The organism is Achromobacter sp. MYb9 (genome assembly GCF_002975275.1).
In the GTDB taxonomy this organism is placed as follows: Bacteria; Pseudomonadota; Gammaproteobacteria; order Burkholderiales; family Burkholderiaceae_B; genus Achromobacter.
The window spans coordinates 287,543-308,209 of record NZ_PCOQ01000002.1 but is presented as its reverse complement, the minus strand read 5'-3'; the positions used below and the strand labels follow the sequence as shown (position 1 = coordinate 308,209).

Genomic DNA, 20,667 nt, shown 5'->3' with positions numbered 1-20,667 from the left:
TGGTCCACGCGGGAGACGCGCATGTTGTTGATGTCCGCCATCGTCAGCGGCCTGGGTCTGGGAAGCATGTACGGGCTGATGGCCCTGGGCTTTTACCTGACCTACGCCGTGTCCGGCACGGTGAACTTCGCCCAGGGCAGTTCCATGATGCTGGGCGCCGTGCTGACCTTTACGTTCGCGCAGACGCTGGGCTGGCCGCTGGCGCCCGCCTTGCTGGCGGCGCTGGCGCTGTGCGCGCTGTACGGCCTGGTGGTCGAACGGCTGGCCGTGCGGCCGTTCGCCAGCCGGGGCTCCAACGCCTGGCTGATGTCCACGGTGGCGCTCGGCATCGTGCTGGATAACGTGGTGATGTTCACGTTCGGCAAAGAGCCGCGCAGCCTGCCGTCGCCACTGGCGCAGGCGCCGCTGGAAATCGGCGGGCTGGGCCTGGGCGTCTACCCGTTGCAACTGCTGATTCCGCTGGTCGGGCTGGTGCTGGCGGCAGCGCTGCACACGCTGTCGCGCCGCACGCGCTGGGGCGTGGCGCTGCTGGCCGTCGTGCAGAACCCCAGCGCGGCACGGCTGATGGGCATTCCCGTGCGCCGCGCCATCATGGCGGCATTTGCCGTATCCACGCTGTTCGCCGGCGTGGCGGGCGCGCTGGTCGCGCCGCTGTTCAACGTGCAGGCCGACATGGGCACGCTGTTCGGCCTGAAGGCCTTTGTCGTCGCGATCCTGGGCGGCATTACCAGCGCGTGGGGCGTGATGATCGCCGGCCTGCTGTTCGGCGTGGTCGAAGCGCTGATCACGGTGGCGCTGGGCTCCGGATATACCCAGATCATCAGCTTCACGCTGGTGATCGTCATGCTGGCCGTGCGTCCCAACGGACTCTTCGGCCGCGCCGATGTCAGGAAGGTCTGATGAATAAGCGACTTGCATCGCGCTGGCTGCCGCTGGCGCTCTACGCCCTGCTGGCGGCGGCCGGCCTGGCCCTGGCGGCCACCGTCAACGGCTACTACGTGTTCGTGCTGGGCAATGTGGCGCTGTTGGCGCTGGCCGGCATCGGGCTGAACGTACTGCTGGGGCTGACCGGACAGATGTCGTTCGGCCACGCCGGTTTCTACGCCATCGGCGCGTACACCGTGGCGATCCTGACCGGCCAGGCCGGCTGGAGCTTCTGGCTGGCCTGGCCGGCAGCGGCGCTTATCGCCGGCGCCTTCGGCCTGCTGTTGGCCCTGCCCGCGCTGCGCGTGAAAGGCCCTTACCTGGCGATGATCACCATCGCCTTCGGCTTCATCGTCGAGCACGCGCTGATCGAAGGCGGCGACCTCACCGGCGGCCAGAACGGCCTGATGGGAATCGTGCAACCGTCGCTGGCCGGCATCGGCGGGGACCGCGGCGTGGCCATGCTGGCCATCGTGGCGGCGTTCGCGGCGCTGGCGGCCTACGCGCTGCTGTCACGCGGCACGTGGGGCGCGGCGATGCGCGCCGTCAAAGACAGCGAAACGGCCAGCGAGTCCATCGGCATCAATCCGCTGGCGGTCAAGGCCGTGGCGTTCATGGTGTCGGCGGCGGTGGTGGGCCTGGCGGGCGGCCTCTACGCGCCGCAGGCCGGCATGATCACGCCGCACAACTTCAACTTCATGCAGTCCATCCTGTTCGTGCTGGCGGTGACGCTGGGCGGCGCGGGGTCGCTGGCCGGACCGTTGCTGGGCGCGGTCGTCGTCGGACTGCTGCCAGAGCTGCTATCCAGCCTGGAGGAATACCGCCTGCTGTTCTTCGGTGCCTTCCTGCTGGTGGTGCTGTGGGCCGCGCCGGACGGCGTGGCCGGGCTGCTGTCGCGCTGGCGCCGCAATGCGGCGAGCCATGCGCTGACGCCGCGCCAGGGCAGCGCAATGCCAGCCGGCGGCCGCCCCCGGCGCATCTTGCGCGCCGACGCGCTGACCATGACTTTCGGCGGCGTGCGCGCCGTGCAATCGGTGTCGTTCGCCGTGCCGCCGGCGGCCGTGACGGCGCTGATCGGACCCAACGGCGCAGGCAAGTCGACCGTCATCAACATGCTCAGCGGCTACTACCAGCCCACCGCCGGCGCGGTAACGCTGGGCGACACGCCGCTGGCCGCCCTGCCGGCCTATCGGGTGGCGCGCAGCGGCATCGGCCGCACCTACCAGACCTCGCAGCTGTTCGACACGCTTAGCGTGGAAGACAACGTGGCGCTGGGCATGGTGCGCGGCCGGCTGGGCGGGCTGCTGGCGTCGCGCCGCTTCCGAACCCCGGACGTGCGCGAACGGGCGCGCGCGCTGTTGGCGTTCTGCGGCTACGAGGGCGCGCTGGACGTACCCGCCGCCGACCTGCCCCACGTGGATCGGCGCCTGGTGGAGATTGCCCGCGCGCTGGCCACCGATGCCGACATCCTGCTGATGGACGAACCGGCGGCGGGCTTGTCCCGCGAAGACAAGACGCGGCTGGCCGGGCTGCTGCGGCGCATCGCCGAGGCCGGCGCGGGCGTGTTGCTGGTCGAACACGACATGGCGCTGGTGATGGGGGTGTCGGACCATATCGTTGCCATCGACGCCGGCCGCGAGCTGGCGCAAGGCAGCCCCGCCGACATCCAGCAATCGCCCGCCGTGCGCCAGGCCTACCTGGGCGATGACGCCGCTGGGCGCGCCCCCGCATCCCGGCAGCGGCCAGCCGGCGCCCCCATCGCGCCCGAAGTACTGGGCGTGGGCAATCTGGTGACGGGTTATGGCGCCAACCCCGTGCTGCACGGCATCGACCTGCAAGTACGGCAGGGCGAAATGGTGGCCCTGCTGGGCGCCAACGGCGCGGGTAAATCCACCTTGATGCGCACGCTGGCCGGCCTGCATCGGCCCGCGCAGGGCGGCATGCATCTGCAAGGGCAGGAACTGAATGGCCTGGCCGCCGACCGCATCGTGGCGCGCGGCCTGGTGCTGGTGCCCGAAGGCCGTCAAGTCTTCCCTGGCCTGAGCGTGCTGGACAACATCCGGCTGGGTGCCTTCCTGCATCCCCAGGACCGGGAAGCGCGCGTGGAAGAGATGCTGACGCGGTTCCCGCGCCTGCGTGAACGCTTGCACCAGCGCGCCGGCCTCTTGTCCGGCGGCGAACAGCAGATGCTGGCGATTGCACGCGGCCTTATGTCCAAGCCCGTGATCCTGCTGCTGGACGAACCGTCGTTGGGCCTGGCGCCCAAGATCATCGACGAGTTGTTCGACGCGCTGGACCGGCTGCGCGCGGAGTCCATGACGATTCTGCTGGTGGACCAGATGGCCGCGCTGGCGCTATCGCTGGCCGACCGCGCCTATGTGCTGGAGTCCGGCCGCGTCGCGGCGCAAGGCACGGCGGCGGAAATCGCGCAGGACGGCGCGCTGGCCCGCGCTTATCTGGGCGCGTAGGGCGCCCGATGCGGCCTCGCGGCGCGCGCACGCGCGCACCGCGAGGGGTAGCCACTACGGGGCGTCCGCCCCCAGCCGCGCACCGGCGCGCACGATGCCGCAGCGCTTGTGCGCGCGCATCACCACCCCAACTTCGCTGTTCAGCACGCCATCCAGTTCACCCAGCCGGCGCGTCACCACGTCCCACAGATGCAGGCTATCGCGGCACAGCACGTGCCAGAACAACTGCGACGCGCCGCTGGTGCCGAACAGGCATCGCGTGTTGGGGTCCAGCGCCAGATGCGCGGCCAGCGCGTCCACCGCTTGCGGCCGCACCTGCACCGAGATCACGGCCTCTACCGGAAAGCCGACCAGCGCCGGTTCCACCTCCACGCGGAAACTCAGCGCGCGCCGCTCGACCAGATGCTGAAGCAGACGCTGCGCCGTGGGTTCGCTGACGCCGGCCTGTTCAGCCAGCTCGGCCAGGCTGGCCCGCCCGTCGCGCATCAGATGGGCGACCATGCGTTGTTCCGGCTCGGTCAACGCCGCCGCGGGCTGCGCGGGCGGCGTTTCGGCGGCGGCATCCGGCTGCGCCTGGATACGCCATTGCCCCGCGCGGCGAAAGGGGCGCAACACCAGCCGCGCCTCCACATGCTCCACGCCGTCAATCGACGGCAACACGCGCGTCACCACGTCCGGCATGTCGGCTGCGTCCGCCAGGGTCAGCTCGGCCATCAGGTCGGCGGTGCCGGCCAGGGTGACGACCAGTTGGCTGATGTCCAGCCGCGCCAGCTGATCGGCCACGTCCGGCACCCGGCCCGAACGACAGCGCACCCAGGCATGCAACACCACGCCCTGGCCCATGGCCAACGGATCGGGCTCGGCGATGACCCGCAGCGCGTCCGCATCCATCAGGCGGCGAAGCCGGCGCGCCACCGTCCGCTCGGCGATGCCGGTGGCCGTGCCCAGTTCGCGCCAGGACGCGCGCGGGTCCGACTGCAAGGCAATCAGACAGGCCAGATCGGTGTCATCCAGCGCTGGCATTAGGGGCTTACCCTTACTTGACGTGACCATATTCATTAATCTAACGTTCGCGCATTGATAAAAACATAAAATTAAATTGTCTTTTTGACCAAAAATAAATTCTTATTTTGAGGACGTCATGAGCACCCCTTCCGCGACCTTGCGCAGCAAGCAAGGAGCAAGCGCCGCATCGGCCAGCGCCGCGCCGGTATCCCGCGCCCGCACCATCCTGGCCGGTAGTGTAGGCAATGCGGTCGAATGGTTCGATTGGACCATCTATGCCTCTTTCGCCATTTTCTTCTCCAGTCAGTTCTTCCCGCCGGGCAACGAGACCACGGCGTTGCTGGCCACCTTCGGCATCTTTGCCGTGGGCTTCTTCATGCGCCCGGTGGGCGGCTGGGTGCTGGGCATCTTCTCCGACCGCTACGGCCGCAAAGCCGCGCTGGGCCTGACGATCCTGATGATGGCGGGCGGCTCGCTCATCATCGCCATCACCCCCACCTACGCCACGATCGGCATTGCGGCCCCCCTGCTGCTGACCGGCGCACGCCTCTTGCAAGGCCTGTCGCTGGGCGGAGAGTATGCCTCGGCCACGACCTTCCTGGCTGAAATGGCGCCGCCCGAAAAACGCGGTTTCTACTCCAGCTTCGTCTTCTTCAGCGCCGCTGTCGGCATTTTGGCCGCCTCCGCCGTGGGCTGGATCCTGACGTCGACGCTGACCAAGGCCGACATGGCGTCGTGGGGCTGGCGCATTCCCTTCTTGCTGGGCGCCCTGGGCGGCCTGGCCGGCATGTGGATCCGCCGTGCCATCCCGGAAACCGAAGCCTTCTCGCACGCCAAGAAAGCCGGCGTCGAAAAGCAGCCGCTGCGCACCCTGCTGCGCGATCACCCGCGCGAAGTGCTGCGCATCGTGGGCTTCTCCGTCCTGACCACGTTCGCGTTCTACATCTTCGTGGCCTACGTCCCCACCTACGCCATCCGCCAGGTAGGCGCCGACCCCAAGACCGCGTTCGCCGCCAACACCGTCGCGCTGGTCGTCTTCATGCTGGTGCAGCCGCTGTTCGGCATCCTCTCGGACCGCATCGGCCGCAAGCCGCAGCTGATCTTTTTCGCCACCGGCTACCTGGTGTTCTTCTACCCCCTGATGACGACGCTTGGGCCCTCGTTCGGTTCGATCCTGGCGGTGGAGCTGTTCGGCCTGGTGCTGTATGCCATGTACACGGCGATCGCGCCGGCCATCATGTCGGAACAGTTCCCCACCAGCGTGCGCGCCGTCGGTATCGGCACGCCATACAACCTGGTCGTCGCGCTGCTGGGCGGCACCACGCCCTACCTGCTGACCTGGCTGCAAAGCAAGGGGATGGAACGCTGGTTCTTCTATTACGTGCTGGCGGGCGCCGTGATCACGCTGATCACTTTCATCCGCATGCCCGAGACCAAGGGCCAGACGCTGAAGTAGCGCTCCAGGCGCCCCGTGCAAACGCTTTCCGGCCCCGCAAAGGGCCGGAGAGCTTTTTCTTTCTCCATGAGCACCATGCCCGAACACGCCCACATCGACCTGCATTTCCGCGACGCCCGCGAACTCGCCCGCGCCATCCGCCAACGCGAACTGAGCTCCCGCGAGGTCACCACGCACTTCCTGGACCGCATCCACCGCGCCCCGGCGCTTGGCGCCTACAGCGAAGTCACCGCCGAACGCGCGCTGGCGCAGGCCGATGCCGCCGACCGCCTGCAAGACGCCGGCATTCTGATGGGCCCGCTGCATGGCGTGCCGGTGGCGGTGAAAGACAGCATCCAATGGCAGGGCACGTCCGCCACCGGCGGGTCGCAGACCCGGCAAGGCGTCATCAGCGGCGAGACCTCGGCGGTGGTACATGCGCTGGCCGCGCAAGGCATGGTGATTCTGGGCAAGACCCGCATGACCGAATACGCGTTCGGGCTGTCGGGCCAGAACCCGACCCAAGGCACGGCGCGCAATCCCTGGGACGCCCACGTCGCGCGCGCGCCGGGCGGATCCTCCAGCGGTTCGGGCGTGGCGGTGGCGGCCGGGCTGGCGCCGATCGCGCTGGGCGGCGATACGGGCGGCTCGGTGCGCGCCCCGGCTGCGCTGAACGGCGTGGTGGGCTACAAACCGTCCTCCGGCATGATCAGCCGCGCCGGCTGCCTGCCGCTGTCCGACACGCTGGACGTGCTGGGTCCCCTGGCCCGCAACGTGGCGGACGCCCGCTTGCTGACGCAGCTGCTGGCCCGCCCGGACGTCGACGATGCCGCCACCTTGGCCTTGCCCACCGCCTGCTTCACCGCGCTGCGGCATCCCGCCCCGCGCCGGTCCGCCGCGGTAGCCGTGCTGGCCCCCCAGGCCTGGCCCGCGCCGCTGACCGATGCCGGCCTGCGCATCTGGCATCACGCGCAAGAACGCCTGACGCAAGCGGGCCTTGCCCCCACCGCCTGGCACCCGCCCGCCGCGCTGTCGTTCGCGCGCATGGCGGACGACAACTCGGTGGTGCTGGCCTACGAGGCCTATCGCTACTACGGCGCGCTGGCCGAGAACCCCGCGGCGCCCCTGTGGGAAATCGTGCGCGCGCGCATCGCCGCGGGCGGCCGGATTTCGCAAGCGGACTATGAAGCCGCCCTGCTGCGGCGCCAGGCCGACATGGCAGCGTTCGCCAGCGCCATGCAGGGCATCGACGCCTTGCTGATGCCTGCCTGCGACCAGGCCGCGCAAGCGCTGGACGCCGAAGACGTCCGCCACGCCGGTCTGGGCAAACTGCTGCGTCCCGCGAACTTCCTGGGCGCAGCTGCGATCTCTTTGCCGGCGGGTTTCGACGACGACGGCATGCCCCTCGCCGTCCAATTGCTGGCCCCCGCCGGCGGCGACGCCGCCATGCTGGATTGCGCGGCCGCACTGGAACCCGTGCTATCGCCCGCGCCACGCCTGCCGGACTTGTCGGCCTGGGGGCTGTAGGCACGATTCGCGTTCGAACAAACGCCTGGCGCGACGGGCCCATGAAAAAAGCCCCTGCATCTCTCGTTGCAGGGGCTTTGTCGACACGCCGCTTTACAGCGCTTTCTTCAGGTCCTGGACCTTGTCCGTGGCTTCCCACGAGAACTCCGGCTCGGAACGGCCGAAGTGGCCATAGGCGGCGGTCTTCGCGTAGATGGGACGCAACAGGTCCAGCATGTTCACGATGCCCTTCGGACGCAGGTCGAAGTGCTCGCGCACCAGCTTGGCGATCTCGTGGTCGGGGATGACGCCGGTGCCTTCGGTGTAGACGGTGATGTTGATCGGTTCGGCGACGCCGATGGCGTAGCTGACCTGCACCTGGCACTGGCGCGCCAGACCGGCGGCCACGATGTTCTTGGCCACGTAGCGCGCGGCGTAGGCGGCCGAACGGTCGACCTTGGAAGGATCCTTGCCCGAAAACGCGCCGCCGCCGTGCGGGCATGCGCCGCCGTAGGTGTCGACGATGATCTTGCGGCCGGTCAGACCGCAATCGCCTTGCGGACCGCCGATGACGAAGCGGCCGGTCGGGTTGACCAGGAACTTCGTTTCCGGCGTGATCAGGCCTTCAGGGAAGCTCGGCTTGATGATGTCTTCGATGACGGCTTCGCGGATGGTCTCTTGCGTGACTTCCGGCGCGTGCTGCGTCGACAGCACCACCGTATCGACTTCCGCCGGGCGGCCATCGACGTAGCGGAACGTCACTTGCGACTTGGCATCCGGGCGCAGCCACGGCAGGCGGCCGTCCTTGCGCAGTTCGCTCTGGCGCTGCACCAGGCGGTGCGCGTACCAGATCGGGGCGGGCATCAGGTCGGGCGTTTCATCGCACGCGTAACCGAACATCAGGCCTTGGTCGCCCGCGCCCTGGTTCAGATAGTCTTCCGAACTGCGGTCCACGCCTTGGGCGATGTCGGGCGATTGCTTGTCGTAAGCAACCAGCACGGCGCAACCCTTGTAGTCGATGCCGTATTCGGTGTTGTCGTACCCGATGCGGCGGATGGTGTCCCGCGCGACCTGGATGTAGTCGACGTTGGCGGTGGTGGTGATCTCGCCAGCCAGGACGACCAGGCCCGTGTTGCACAGCGTTTCGGCCGCGACACGCGCGTTGGGATCCTGCGTGAAGATGGCGTCCAGAATCGAGTCTGAAATCTGGTCGGCAACCTTGTCGGGATGCCCTTCGGAGACGGATTCGGAAGTAAAGAGGAAATCGTTATTGGCCACAGATGCGTCCTTAAGGTCCGGCTTTGCCGGCGCATAGGTTCACGAGGCGCGTTGCACCCCGGAATGCATGGCATACGCTATCTGGGCGCGACGCTTTAGCGGATTCAGCAAGAGCCGCGCATGGCGCCGCACCCCTGCCGTCGCTCCGCAAGTTGTCGGTTAACTCGGCGACTGAACGCATTTTAAGCGAAAATGCCGTACTTATGCTCAAGCCCGGGATGTAAGCATATTCCCGGAAGCCGGCATTCCCCCGGCACGACCGTGCCCGCCCTGACCCATCCGCCGAATGCTGCTTGCCCTGTTCAGACTCTTCGCCGCCCTGCCGCTACCCGTCGCGCACGCCATCGGGCGCCTGGCCGGGCTTGCCGTCTACGCATGGCCAGGCAAATACCGTCGCCGCCTGCAGGCCAACGCCGCCCAGGCCGGCTACCCGGGTGCCGCATTTGCCCGCCAGGCCGCGGCCGAAACCGGCGCCATGATCCTGGAAAATCCACGCGTCTGGTTCAGGAATGAACAAAGCCTGGCGCAGGTCGTGTCGGACGACAACGACATCGTCACCGCCGCCCGCGCCGAAAACCGCGGCATCCTGTTCCTGACGCCCCACCTGGGCTGCTTCGAGATCACCGCGCGCTACCTGGCCCGCCAGATGCCGATGACGGTGATGTTCCGTCCTCCGCGCAAAGACATCCTGGCCCCGCTGCTGGAAACGGCGCGCAACAGTTCCGCCGTCAACGCCGTGCCCGCCACCATGCAAGGCGTGCGCGAGTTCGTGCGCGCGCTGCGCCGCGGCGAATCCGTCGGCATGTTGCCCGACCAGGCGCCCAGCGTGGGCGACGGCGTGTGGGTGCCGTTCTTCGGGCGTCTGGCCTACACCATGACCCTGCCCAGCAAGCTGGCCTCGCAAACCGGGGTGCCCATCATCCTGACCGCCGGCGAACGGCTGCCCAAGGGCCGCGGCTGGCGCATCCACTATGTGCGAGTGCCTGAACCCCTGCCCGCCGACCCCGAATCACAAGCCGCCCTGATCAACGCCTCGATGGAAACGCTGATCCGCCGCTGCCCCCAGCAATACCTCTGGAGCTACAACCGCTACAAGACCCCGCGCGGCGCCCCACCCGCGCCCGACGCCGGCACGGCGCCCCCTGCCGCTTCGTGAAAGCGGCCGCCCGTTCCGAGTAGCCCGGTCTTACCCCTACCGCCATGAATGATCCGAAAACGCGCACGCTCGTCTCCCTGTTGAAATGGTTCAGCCGCATCAAGCCGTCGACGCGCCAGCGCATCGGCGCGGTGCTAGGCTGGCTGGCCCCCCGACTGGCAAGATCACGCGCGCACATCGTGCGCCGCAACCTTGCGCTGTGCTTCCCCGACCAGCCCGAGTCCGTGCGCGAGCAATGGCTTGCCGATCACTTCCGGGCGCTGGCGCAATCCATCGTCGACCGCGGCGTGCTCTGGTACGGCACGGCCGAGGCCGTCAAGGAGATGGTTACGCAAACCGGCATCGAGCACATCAACGAACTGATCGTCCAGGGCCGCCCCGTGATCCTGCTGGCGCCGCACTTCATTGCGCTGGACGCGACGGCCACCCGGCTGACCCTGGAGATCCCCAGCGCGGCCACCATGTACACCCCGCAGAGCGACCCGCACATCGATGCCGTCGTCGCGGCGGGCCGCGCCCGCTTCAACGAGGTCTTCCTGGTCAGCCGCAAGGATGGCGTGCGCGACCTGATCCGCCACCTGCGCGCGCCCCGCCCGGTCTATTACCTGCCCGATATGGACTTTGGCCGCCAGGGTTCGGTGTTCGTGCCGTTCTTCGGCGTGCAGGCCGCCACCCTCGTGGCCACCGCCCAACTGGCACAAAAATGGAACGCCGCCGTGCTGCCGGTCGTGGGCTTCTGGAATCCGGATACGGGCCGCTACCACGTGGACGTGTTGCCCGCGCTTGCCGATTTCCCGGGCGAGGACTCACTGGAAGCCGCCACCGCCCGCCTGAACCGCGAGCTGGAATCCTGGGTGCGCCGCTGCCCCAGCCAGTACTACTGGGTGCACCGCCGCTTCAAGACTCGCCCCCCGGGCGAACCCAAAGTCTATTGAACGTCCGGCCCGGGCTGTCCGCGCCCTAATAATGGGCGATAATCCCGGGATGAACTGGAACTTCACCAAAATGCATGGCGCGGGCAACGACTTCGTCGTGCTCGACGGGGTCCGCCAGACCATCGAAATGACGCCCGAGCGGGCGCGCGCCTTGGGCGACCGGCACTTCGGCATCGGCGCCGACCAGATCCTGCTGGTCGAACGCGCCACCCGGCCGGACGCCGATTTCCGCTATCGCATTTTCAATTCCGACGGCAGCGAAGTCGAACACTGCGGCAACGGCGCCCGCTGCTTCGTGCGTTTCGTGCACGAACAGGGCTTGTCCGACCGCAATCCGCTGCGCGCCGAAATCGCCACGGGCATCCTCGTCCTGGACGAAGGCGACGACGAACAGGTCACGGTCGAAATGGGCAGCACCCGCTTCGATCCCTCCGCCCTTCCCTTCGACACCGGCGGCCTGGCGTCGCAACGTCAGGGCGAAGATACCCTTTGGGAACTGGAACTCGACGCGCCCGCCGGCGTGCCGGCCAAGGTACTGCTGTCAGCCGTGGCCATCTCCAACCCCCACGCCGTGCAGGTCGTCGATAACGTCGACACCGCCCCCGTCGGCGTGCAGGGCCCGCTGATCGAAACCCATCCGCGCTTCGCGCGTCGGGTCAATGCGGGCTTCATGCAAGTGGTCGACCCCCACAACATTCGCCTGCGCGTGTTTGAACGCGGCGCGGGCGAGACCCTGGCCTGCGGCACGGGCGCCTGCGCCGCCGTCGCGGCCGGCATCCGCCGCGGCCTGCTGCAATCGCCCGTGCGCGTGCAGACGCGCGGCGGCGTGCTTACCGTCGCCTGGGACGGCGAGCAGCTCCGCATGACCGGCCCCGCCGAATACGTATTCACGGGGCAAGTCGACATCGACAAGCTCGTCTTCTCCACGGCGCTGAACCGCTGACCCTATGACTGATACCGCATTCACCGCCCAGGACATCGCCGCCTTCCTGCAAGAGCACCCCGGCTTCTTCGACGAACACGCTGACGTCTTCGCCACCATGCAGGTCCCGCACCCGCATGGTTCGCGCGCGATTTCGCTGGGCGAACGCCAGATCCTCACGCTGCGCGAACGCAACCGCGAACTGGAATGGCGCCTGAACGAACTGGTGCGCAACGCCACCGCCAACGAAAGCATCGGCACGCATGTGGCCAAGTGGTGCAGCCGCCTGCTGTCCGAAAACGACGCGCAGCGCGTGCCGGGCGAAATCGCCCTGGGGCTGGCGGAACAGTTCGAACTCAACCACGTGGCGCTGCGCCTGTGGGACTTGTCCGAACTGCCGCCCACCGGATACGGCGAACCCGTCTCGCAAGACGTGCGCACGTTCACCGACAGCCTGAAGACGCCGTATTGCGGCACCGACACCGCGTTCGAAGCCGCCAGCTGGCTGGATGGCACGCCGAAGTCGCTGGCGCTCGTGCCGTTGCGGCTGGAAGCCGACGGCCCCGCGGTCGGCCTGTTGGTGCTGGGCTCCGACGACCCCGAGCGCTTCATCCCGGAAATGGGCACGGCGTTCCTGGAATCCATCGGCCAACTGGCTTCGGCGGCGCTGCATCGCCTGAATCCGGCGTCGCCGAAGGCGTAGGACAACGCCAGGGCGGGCGGACATGAGCCACACCACGCGCGACGCGCCCCCCCTCGACTCCCCGCCCGCCGCTGCGGGCGCGGCAGCCCTGCCCGACCCGATGCGCGCCTGGCTGCGCCATCTTGAAACCAACCGCCGCTATTCGCCTCATACGTTGGCCGGCTACCGGCGCGAACTGCACTTCCTGCAAGAACTGGCCGATCGCGCCCAACTACCGCTGGACAAGATCGCGAACGGCCACATCCGCCAGTTCGTCGCGCGCCTGCATGCCCAGGGTCGCGGCCCGCGCAGCCTGGCCCGCACGCTGGCCGCCTGGCGCGGTTTCTACCAATGGTGGGCGCCGTCAATGGAACTGGCCGGCAATCCGGTGGCCGGCGTGCGTGCGCCCAAAGCCCCGCGCGGCCTGCCCAAAGCCCTATCCGTGGAACAGACTCAGGCGCTGCTGGACCGCCCGCCGGCCAAGGTCGCGAACGAGCCCGCCGCGCTGCGCGACCAGGCCATGCTTGAACTGCTGTATTCCAGCGGCCTGCGACTATCCGAACTGGTGGGCCTGGATCTGCGCTACACGCGGTCGGCCGGCTACGAATCCCGTGGCTGGCTGAAGCTGGACGAAGCCGAAGTGGAAGTGCTGGGCAAAGGCGGCAAGCGCCGCTCGGTGCCGGTTGGCCAGGCCGCCGTCGAAGCCCTGCAGAAATGGATTGCCGCGCGGCCGCGCCTGGCGCCGCCCAACGCCGCGCCGGAAGATGCCGCGGCCCTGTTCCTGGGCGCGCGCGGCAAGCGTATTTCTCCGCGCGTGGTGCAACTGCAGTTGGCGCAGATTGCGCAACAAGCCGGCCTGCCCACGCATGTGCATCCGCACGTGCTGCGCCACAGTTTCGCCAGCCATGTGCTGCAGTCGGCCCAAGACCTGCGCGCCGTGCAAGAAATGCTGGGCCACGCCAATATCTCCACCACCCAGGTCTACACGCGGCTGGACTTCCAACATCTGGCCAAGGCTTACGACCAGGCGCACCCGCGCGCCGGCCGCAAATCCTGAACGGCTAGCCGCCTCCCGCCACCATCCCGCCCAGCAGCATGATCCCCAGCAACAGCACCGCCAAGGCCGCCAGCGCTTCCACGCCATAGCGCAAACGTGCAGCGCCTGTGCCGGACAGGCGCTGCCCAAGACGCGTCGCCGCGCCGCCGGCCGCGACCGCCAGGCAAGCCAGCGCGGCCACCGTCAAGCCCGTGCCCAGGCCCATCGCCAGGGCAGACGCCACGCCGGCCAGGAAGAAACCTTGCGACAGGGCGAACACCAGCACGATGAGCGCGCCGCTGCATGGCCGTAGCCCAACCGCCAGAATGGCCGATCCGGCGCGGCGCCAGTTCATCTGGCCCGCCACCTGTTCAGGCGGCGGCACATGCGCATGGCCGCAACCGCAGTCGTCATCATGATGATGGTGATGGCCATGCGCCGGCGCGGCGGCCGCATGCACCGAGATCGCCCGCAGCGCGGCCGCGCCCGTCAGAGCGGGCGCCGGCACATCCGCAGGGCCCGCACGCCGCCGCCACAACGGACGGATCGCCTTCACCCATACCAGCCAGGCGCCCAGCAGCGTCACCAGGGCATAGGATGCCAATTCCAGCCAGCGCGTCGCCTGGTTCATCGTCGCCGCAGTGGCGTTGAACACAACCGCCAGCACCGTCACCATCGCAATCGCCACCAGCGCCTGGATCAACGCCGACGCCAGCGCCAGCAACGCGCCATTGCGCGCGGTTTGCCGATTGGCCAGCACATAGGACGAAATCACTGCCTTGCCATGCCCGGGGCCCAACGCGTGGAACACGCCATAGGCGAAAGACAGGCCGATCAAGGCCCAGGCCGCGCCGCCTTCCGCCTGCCAGGCGCGCACCGCCCCCGTGAGCTGGCGGTAGAAATGACTCTGCCAGACCGAGACCTGGCCGAAGAAGCTGGCCAGCCATCCCGGCCCGCCCATGCCCGTGCCACTCTCCGGCACGCCAAAGGGGTGCGCGCCCTGAGCGGCCGCCACACCCATGCCGCCCGCCAGCAGCGCCGCCGCGATCAGCCACGCGGCCGCCGCCACGCCACGCCGGGCGTGGGCTACGGGCACCGCACCTCGATACGGTGCGTCAACCCCTTGGTGATGGCGAAGAGTTCGTCGGGCAACGCGTCCGGGTCGGCCGGGATCGCGGCCAGTTGCTGCATGGTCTTCCAATCCAGTTCCTTGGGCTTGCGGTAGTGAGACGAGCACGCCGCGGCGTCTGGGCCGCCCAGCGCAACCGCGCCCTTCTCGTCGAAGGCGTAGGCGACGAAATACGTCGGGTCGTAGATGTCTACTTGTGCGCCGTCCGCCCCCATTGCCGCCGGCGCGGCCAGCGGCAACGTGAAGGACAGCGTCAATCGCTTGGTCTTCGCATTCCAGTCGACGCGCGCATCGCGCGGGGCGGCAAACGCCACCGTCTTGCCGTCCACCGTGACTCGGGTGAAGTAATGCGAAATCGGTTCGCCCAGCGCCTTCATCCAATCGTCGGCCATGCCTTTCAGGGTGGCCGGGGGCAACGCGCCGTCCTTGCCCGTCTTCAAGCCCTGCGTGGCATAGGCGCCGAACATCTCGTCGAACCGCCACACCTGGCGCACCGCCGTGATGCGATGCTGCGCGTCGATATCGATGGCCGCGCGCGCGTCGATCCACATGTGCGGGTGCGCGCTGGCGGCGCCCGCCGCCAGCAGGGCCGCCGTGGCGCTCAGGGTTGCAAGGCCGCGGCAAGCTGACGTACGTTCCATTCAAACATTTCCAGATAAGTGGCGCCCGGTTGTCCAGGCTTGGACAACGCGTCGGAATAAAGCGTACCACCCACCTTGGCGCCGGTCTCGCGCGCTATTTGCTGCACCAGCCTGGGGCTGGTGATGTTCTCGACGAAGACGGCCGGCACGCGCTCGCGCCTGACCTGTTCGATGATGGCGGCGACTTCGCCGGCCGACGGCTCGGCATCGGTCGACACGCCCATGGCGGAAACGAACACCACGCCGTAGGCGGCGCCGAAATAGCCAAAGGCGTCATGCGAGGTCACGACTTTACGGCGCTCGGCGGGAATGGCCGCGAACGTCTTCTTCGCATGGGCATCCAGCGCTTGCAGCTTGGCGATGTACGCGGTGGCGCGCTGGCGGTAGTTGGCGGCATGAGCGGGATCGGCGGCGGCCAGACCTTCGGCCACGTTGCGCGCGTAGATCACGCCATTGGCCAGATCCTGCCAGGCATGCGGGTCGGCGTCGCCGTGGTGATGGTGGCCGTCCTGATCATGGTCATGGTCATGGTCATGGTCATGGTCATGGTCGTGATCATCGCCATGATCCTCTTGCTTGCCGGCGTCGCCTTGTTCCGCGAACTTGCGCGGCGTGACGCCCTGCGAGGCCACCACGGTCTGGCCGGCGAAGCCCGCGGCCTTTGTCAGCTTGGGCAGCCAGGTCTCGAAATCCAGGCCGTTCACGAATAGCACCCGCGCGGCGGACAGTTTCTTCGCGTCGCCCGGGGTCGGTTCGTATTCATGCGCGTCACCGTCGGGGCCCACCAGCGTCGTCAGACTGATGTCGTTGCCACCGACTTCGCGCACGATATCGCCCAGGATGGAAAAGCTGGCCACCGCCTTCAACGGCTCGGCGGCATGCGCCGCGCCGAAAGCGGCCGACAGGCACAACCCGGCCGCGGCCAACAAGACGCGGCGGCGCGGCGGCAGAATGGAACGCATAGCGAATCTCCTAGTGAATTCAGGCCCGACGCATCCGGCGCGGCGCCCGTAGCAGTCCGCCATGCGGGCCGCCGACGATGGAAAACAGGTAACAGGCGCCAGCAGCCAGGATGATCGAAGGCGAGGCGGGCACGTCATAGTGATAGGACACGAGCAGGCCGCTGACGGAGGCCAGCACGCCGAACGCCGCGGCCAGCGGGATCTGCCGCGCCGCGGAACGCACCCAGAAGCGGGCGGCGGCGGCGGGCAGCATCATGATCCCGACCACCATCAGGGTGCCCAGCACCTGGAAGCCCGCCACCAGATTCACAACCACCAGCACCAGGAAAGCCATGTGAACCCAACCGCCTGCGCCGCCGCTTGCGCGCAGAAAGCCCGGGTCCAGGCATTCGGCCACCAGCAGGCGGTAGATCGCGGCCAGCACCAGCAGCGTCACGCTGGCCGTGATGGTCACCAGCAACAGGGCCGCGTCGTCCAGACCCAACACCGTGCCGAACAACACATGCAACAGATCCATATTGGAGCCGCGCAACGACACCAGCAGCACGCCCAACCCCAGCGATATCAAATAGAAGGCCGCGAAACTGGCGTCCTCGCGCAGCGGCGTCAACCGCGCGACCAGTCCCGCCAGCAAGGCCACGGCCAGACCGGTGGCGATGCCGCCCAGCATCATCGCGCCCAGCGACAGGCCGGACAGCAGGAAGCCCGCCGCCACCCCGGGCAGGATGGCATGCGACATGGCGTCGCCCATCAGGCTCATGCGCCGCAGCACCAGGAACACGCCCAACGGCGCGGCGCCCAGCGACAACGCGCTGGCGCCCGCCAGCGCGCGCCGCATGAATCCGTAATCCAGAAATGGCGACACCACCCATTGCGCCAGGCTCATAGGTAGGCCTCCGCGTGCCATTGCCGCGCCCGCTTCAGATGCGTGTCATTCAGGGCATCTTCGGTGGCGCCCCATGCCACGACCGACCCGCACAGCAGCAGGCAATCGGGGAAGTGGTCGCGCACCAGGTCCAGGTCGTGCAGCACCGCGATGATCGTCCGTCCCTGCCCGTGCAGCCCGCACAGCAAGGCCATCAAATCGTCGGTCGTGTGGCTGTCCACCGCCGCGAACGGTTCATCCAGCAGCAACACGGGCGAGTCCTGGACCAGCATCCGCGCAAACAGCGTGCGCTGCATCTGGCCGCCCGAAAGCGTATCCATCCCGCGCCCGGCGGCGTCAGCCAGGCCCACCATTTCCAGCGCGTCCATGCAGCGGTCAAGCTCTTCGCTGCGATATCTGCGCCAGCCGCCAACGCGGCGCCACGCCCCCATCGCCACCAGATCCAGCACCGTCACGGGAAACGACCGGTCCAATTCGGCCGCCTGCGGCAGCCAGGCCAGCTCGGACCGTCCCGCGCCGCCGATGCGCACCCTGCCGGTCATCGGGCGCAACACGCCCATGATCCCCTTGATCAGCGTCGACTTTCCCGCCCCGTTGGGTCCCACCACGGCCGTCATGCCACCGGGCGCGAACCGGCCCGACACCGATTTCAGCGCGGGATGGCCATGCCAGCCGAACGACGCGTCGTCCAGATTGATCGTTACGGGTGCGATGCTCATCGCGGCCACCAGTCCAATGCCCAACCGGTCAACGCCCAAAGCGCCGCGGCGGCGGCCAACGCCACCGCCATGCGGCGCCAGGCGGAAACCAGGAACGCGGAACGAGGGATGGGGCCTTGCCGGCCAGCGGCGCCGGGCCGCGGAGGCAGAAGCGAGAAATGAGACATGGGAAAGCAGACGGTCAAAGACGACGGAAAGGCGGCGAAGCGAGGTTTCATTATGTTATATCATAACCAATCAGGCTTGAATCTGCCCTGGCCGCCCGCATATTGATGTTTTCTGCTACCTTCCAGGCATCTCGCGCGCGTCGCGCGCGTTTCCCATTCAGGTAAAGCCCGCCATGCCCGCTCCGCCCCGATCCCCCCGCAGCGACACCGTCGGCGCCCAGCTCAGCGTCGCCGAAACGCTGTGCGAGCAGCGCGGACGCCGCCTCACGCCCATCCGTCGCAAAGTGCTGGAACTGTTGCTGCGTCACGGCCGCAGCTTGAAGGCCTACGAACTGCTGGACGCCATGCGCGAAGTGCATCCTGGCGCCGCGCCTCCCACCGTGTACCGCGCGCTGGACTTCCTGATGGACGAAGGCCTGATCCACCGGCTGGACGCCGTCAACGCCTGGAGCGCCTGTCATGACGCGGGCGGCGCGCCCCACGACCTGCTGGTGGTCTGCACCGGTTGCGGCGCGGTGGCCGAAGTGTCCGACCCGGCGATGAGCCGCCAGCTGGCCGAACGCGTCGCCCAAACGGGCTATGCGCTGGCCACCCACGAGACCGAAATCCGGGCGTTGTGTCCCCAATGCCAGCAGAAGCAGCCCGCCGAGGCTGGCCATCACCACCATCACCACTAGGCGTTACGGCCGGGCATTGGCGAAGGCGGCCGACGCCGCCCGCCCGCAGCCCTGCCCGGCATGACGTAGCGGGCTCGCCGCCCCTGCCGCGCCAGGGCGCAACCGCCCTTGAAATTCGGAAAATCGCCCCAAAATAGTGGTATCGCCAGATACTTCACGGCGTACAGCCGCGATCCGGACGGCTTCAGCCCCTGGGTTGACCCGGGGTTTGCCCCCTGCCCCCGACTGTGCTGTAATCCTGCGTCCGGCCGCTATTGGCGGCCTTCGCAGCCTGTGGCAAACCTCATCCTGCACGGGAAAATTCCCTGCCAGGCCGTGTGTTGAATGCCTAGACTTCAGCCTTGACCTCACGCTAGCAGCTTCGCCATGAACACCCCGCGCAGTTTGGACAAAATGGTTCCCGTCACCATCCTCACCGGCTTTCTCGGTGCGGGCAAGACCACCCTGCTCAAACGCATCCTGACCGAATTCCACGGCCGCCGCGTTGCCGTCATCGAAAACGAATTCGGGCCGGAAAGCATCGACAACGACCTGCTCGTGCAAGACAGCGATGAAGAGATCATCGAACTGTCCAACGGCTGCGTCTGCTGCACGGTCCGTGGCGACCTGATGCGCACGCTGTCCGAACTGCGCGCCAAGCGCGAAGCCGGCGAACTGACTTTCGAACGCGTCATCCTTGAAACCACCGGCATGGCCAACCCCGGCCCCGTCTGCCAGACGTTCTTCATGGATGACGACATCGCCGAATACTACCGCCTGGACGCGGTGGTGACCGTGGTCGACGCCAAGCACGGCATGGCCACGCTGGACGCGCAACCCGAAGCCCAGAAGCAGGTCGGTTTCGCCGACCGCATCCTGATTTCGAAGCGGGACCTGGTCAACGAAGCCGACTACGAAGCGCTGCGCCACCGCCTGGTTCACATGAACCCGCGCGCGCCGATCACGCCGGTCAACTTCGGCGAAGTCGACCTGAAGTCCATCATCGACATCAGCGGCTTCAACCTGAATTCCATTCTGGACATCGACCCGGAATTCCTGGCCGATGAACACCCCGACGCCGCCCACAGCCACGCCCACGATCATGGGCATGACCACGGGCACGATCACGGCCATGACCACGATCATGACCACGAAGGCGATTGCGGGGCGCATTGCGATCATGCCCACCATCATCACCACCACCAGCACGACGACGAAATCGGCGCGTTCGTGTTCCGTTCCAACAAGCCGTTCGATCCCGCGCGCCTTGAGGAATTCCTGGGCGGCGTGGTGCAGGTCTATGGTCCCGACCTGATGCGTTACAAGGGCATCCTGTACATGAAGGGCATCAACCGCCGCATGTTGTTCCAGGGTGTGCACATGATGATGGGCGCCGAACCCGGCAAGCCGTGGACCGCGGCCGAAAAACCGTCCACCAAGATGGTGTTCATCGGACGTAAGCTGCCCCAGGAGATTTTCACCCGGGGCTTGGAGCAGTGCCTGGCGGGGTAATCCCCCTTCCCGACGTGACGCGATGCGACGAAGGCAGTACTGTGAGGTACGAGTAACGTAGTCAGCAAGCAGCACCAACCGGGAAAGGACGCCCGCGCCAGGATCGATTCATAGTGGAGTGTTTTCATGGCTACCAAGGCAGCAACCAAAAAATCAAGTAAGTCGACGAGCGATACGGCGATTGATCTGCCCAGCGAGAAGGAATTGCTGGCCATGCCCGAGTCCGACTATATGAACGAACGCCAACTGGCTTTCTTCAAGGAACGACTCAAACAACTCGAACAGGACATCCTGGCCAACGCCGGCGAGACCACCGAGCACCTGCGCGAAACGCAGTTCGTGCCCGATCCCGCCGACCGCGCCACCATCGAGGAAGAACACGCCCTGGAGCTGCGCACCCGTGACCGCGAGCGCAAGCTGCTGAAGAAGGTGCAACAGTCCATCGCCCGCATCGACAGCGGCGAATACGGCTGGTGTGAAGAAACCGGCGAACCGATCGGCGTACCCCGCCTGTTGGCCCGCCCCACGGCCACCCTGTCGCTGGAAGCCCAGGAACGCCGTGAAATGCGCCAAAAGCTGTACGGCGACTGATCCGTCACGTTTTCATGCCATGCCCTGAAAGGCCATGCTGGTTACCAGCATGGCCTT

Annotated in this window: 19 protein-coding genes; 12 read left to right on the top strand and 7 right to left on the bottom strand. The window is 67.5% G+C overall.

The window, feature by feature from the left end; genetic code table 11:
- The first annotated feature begins 21 nt into the window (after positions 1-21).
- Positions 22-900: a branched-chain amino acid ABC transporter permease gene (locus CQ050_RS05700; RefSeq protein ID WP_105555834.1), complete on the top strand. Its 879-nt coding sequence runs from the start codon at positions 22-24 to the stop codon at positions 898-900.
- Positions 900-3,392, top strand: a complete 2,493-nt coding sequence (locus CQ050_RS05695; protein ID WP_105555833.1) for a branched-chain amino acid ABC transporter ATP-binding protein/permease — start codon at positions 900-902, stop codon at positions 3,390-3,392. The genes CQ050_RS05700 and CQ050_RS05695 overlap by 1 nt, the downstream gene beginning before the upstream one ends.
- A gap of 54 nt (positions 3,393-3,446) precedes the next feature.
- Here CQ050_RS05695 and CQ050_RS05690 read toward each other — a convergent pair whose 3' ends face one another.
- Positions 3,447-4,451, bottom strand: a complete 1,005-nt coding sequence (locus CQ050_RS05690) for an Lrp/AsnC family transcriptional regulator (RefSeq protein ID WP_105555832.1) — start codon at positions 4,449-4,451, stop codon at positions 3,447-3,449.
- An 82-nt stretch (positions 4,452-4,533) separates the two neighbouring features.
- Between CQ050_RS05690 and CQ050_RS05685 the strand changes: the two genes are divergently transcribed.
- Positions 4,534-5,853 (top strand): MFS transporter, encoded by a 1,320-nt coding sequence (locus CQ050_RS05685; protein WP_105555831.1) that lies wholly within the window; start codon positions 4,534-4,536, stop codon positions 5,851-5,853.
- A 75-nt stretch (positions 5,854-5,928) separates the two neighbouring features.
- Complete coding sequence (locus tag CQ050_RS05680) at positions 5,929-7,359, top strand: amidase (protein WP_105555978.1); 1,431 nt, start codon at positions 5,929-5,931, stop codon at positions 7,357-7,359.
- A 93-nt stretch (positions 7,360-7,452) separates the two neighbouring features.
- Here CQ050_RS05680 and metK read toward each other — a convergent pair whose 3' ends face one another.
- Positions 7,453-8,616 (bottom strand): methionine adenosyltransferase, encoded by a 1,164-nt coding sequence (gene metK / locus CQ050_RS05675; protein WP_105555830.1) that lies wholly within the window; start codon positions 8,614-8,616, stop codon positions 7,453-7,455.
- Positions 8,617-8,902: 286 nt separating this feature from the next.
- On the opposite strand from metK, the gene CQ050_RS05670 reads away from it, so the two are divergent.
- From CQ050_RS05670 to xerC, 5 genes are read left to right on the top strand one after another with little or no spacing between them, the layout of a single operon-like run.
- Positions 8,903-9,772 (top strand): lysophospholipid acyltransferase family protein, encoded by an 870-nt coding sequence (locus CQ050_RS05670; RefSeq protein ID WP_105555829.1) that lies wholly within the window; start codon positions 8,903-8,905, stop codon positions 9,770-9,772.
- Between the two features lie 44 nt (positions 9,773-9,816).
- Positions 9,817-10,707: a lysophospholipid acyltransferase family protein gene (locus CQ050_RS05665; protein ID WP_105555828.1), complete on the top strand. Its 891-nt coding sequence runs from the start codon at positions 9,817-9,819 to the stop codon at positions 10,705-10,707.
- 31 nt (positions 10,708-10,738) lie between these two features.
- Complete coding sequence (gene dapF / locus CQ050_RS05660; protein WP_105555827.1) at positions 10,739-11,650, top strand: diaminopimelate epimerase; 912 nt, start codon at positions 10,739-10,741, stop codon at positions 11,648-11,650.
- A gap of 4 nt (positions 11,651-11,654) precedes the next feature.
- On the top strand, positions 11,655-12,332 hold the full coding sequence (locus CQ050_RS05655; RefSeq protein ID WP_105555826.1) for a DUF484 family protein: 678 nt from the start codon (positions 11,655-11,657) through the stop codon (positions 12,330-12,332).
- A gap of 22 nt (positions 12,333-12,354) precedes the next feature.
- Entirely contained in the window at positions 12,355-13,368 is a 1,014-nt protein-coding gene (xerC, locus tag CQ050_RS05650; RefSeq protein ID WP_105555825.1) for a tyrosine recombinase XerC, read from the top strand.
- 4 nt (positions 13,369-13,372) lie between these two features.
- Here the strand turns inward: xerC and CQ050_RS05645 are convergent, their stop codons facing one another.
- The 5 genes from CQ050_RS05645 to CQ050_RS05625 form a co-directional block, all read right to left on the bottom strand.
- Positions 13,373-14,368, bottom strand: a complete 996-nt coding sequence (locus CQ050_RS05645) for a nickel/cobalt transporter (protein WP_105555977.1) — start codon at positions 14,366-14,368, stop codon at positions 13,373-13,375.
- A gap of 65 nt (positions 14,369-14,433) precedes the next feature.
- Complete coding sequence (locus CQ050_RS05640) at positions 14,434-15,117, bottom strand: DUF1007 family protein (protein WP_105555824.1); 684 nt, start codon at positions 15,115-15,117, stop codon at positions 14,434-14,436.
- Positions 15,078-16,079 (bottom strand): metal ABC transporter substrate-binding protein, encoded by a 1,002-nt coding sequence (locus CQ050_RS05635; RefSeq protein ID WP_105555823.1) that lies wholly within the window; start codon positions 16,077-16,079, stop codon positions 15,078-15,080. Before CQ050_RS05635 ends, CQ050_RS05640 begins: the two co-directional genes overlap by 40 nt.
- Before the next feature lie 19 nt (positions 16,080-16,098).
- Complete coding sequence (locus CQ050_RS05630) at positions 16,099-16,965, bottom strand: metal ABC transporter permease (protein WP_105555822.1); 867 nt, start codon at positions 16,963-16,965, stop codon at positions 16,099-16,101.
- Positions 16,962-17,684, bottom strand: coding sequence for a metal ABC transporter ATP-binding protein (locus CQ050_RS05625; RefSeq protein ID WP_105555821.1), 723 nt, complete (start codon positions 17,682-17,684; stop codon positions 16,962-16,964). The genes CQ050_RS05630 and CQ050_RS05625 overlap by 4 nt, the downstream gene beginning before the upstream one ends.
- A 340-nt stretch (positions 17,685-18,024) precedes the next feature.
- Between CQ050_RS05625 and CQ050_RS05615 the strand changes: the two genes are divergently transcribed.
- The 3 genes from CQ050_RS05615 (at position 18,025) to dksA (ending at position 20,610) form a co-directional block, all read left to right on the top strand.
- Positions 18,025-18,528, top strand: coding sequence for a Fur family transcriptional regulator (locus CQ050_RS05615; RefSeq protein WP_105555819.1), 504 nt, complete (start codon positions 18,025-18,027; stop codon positions 18,526-18,528).
- A gap of 366 nt (positions 18,529-18,894) precedes the next feature.
- Positions 18,895-20,019 carry a GTP-binding protein gene (locus CQ050_RS05610; protein WP_105555818.1) on the top strand — a complete coding sequence of 375 codons (1,125 nt, stop codon included), beginning with the start codon at positions 18,895-18,897 and terminating at the stop codon, positions 20,017-20,019.
- 126 nt (positions 20,020-20,145) lie between these two features.
- Entirely contained in the window at positions 20,146-20,610 is a 465-nt protein-coding gene (gene dksA / locus CQ050_RS05605; protein WP_006216410.1) for an RNA polymerase-binding protein DksA, read from the top strand.
- Positions 20,611-20,667: the final 57 nt, after the last annotated feature.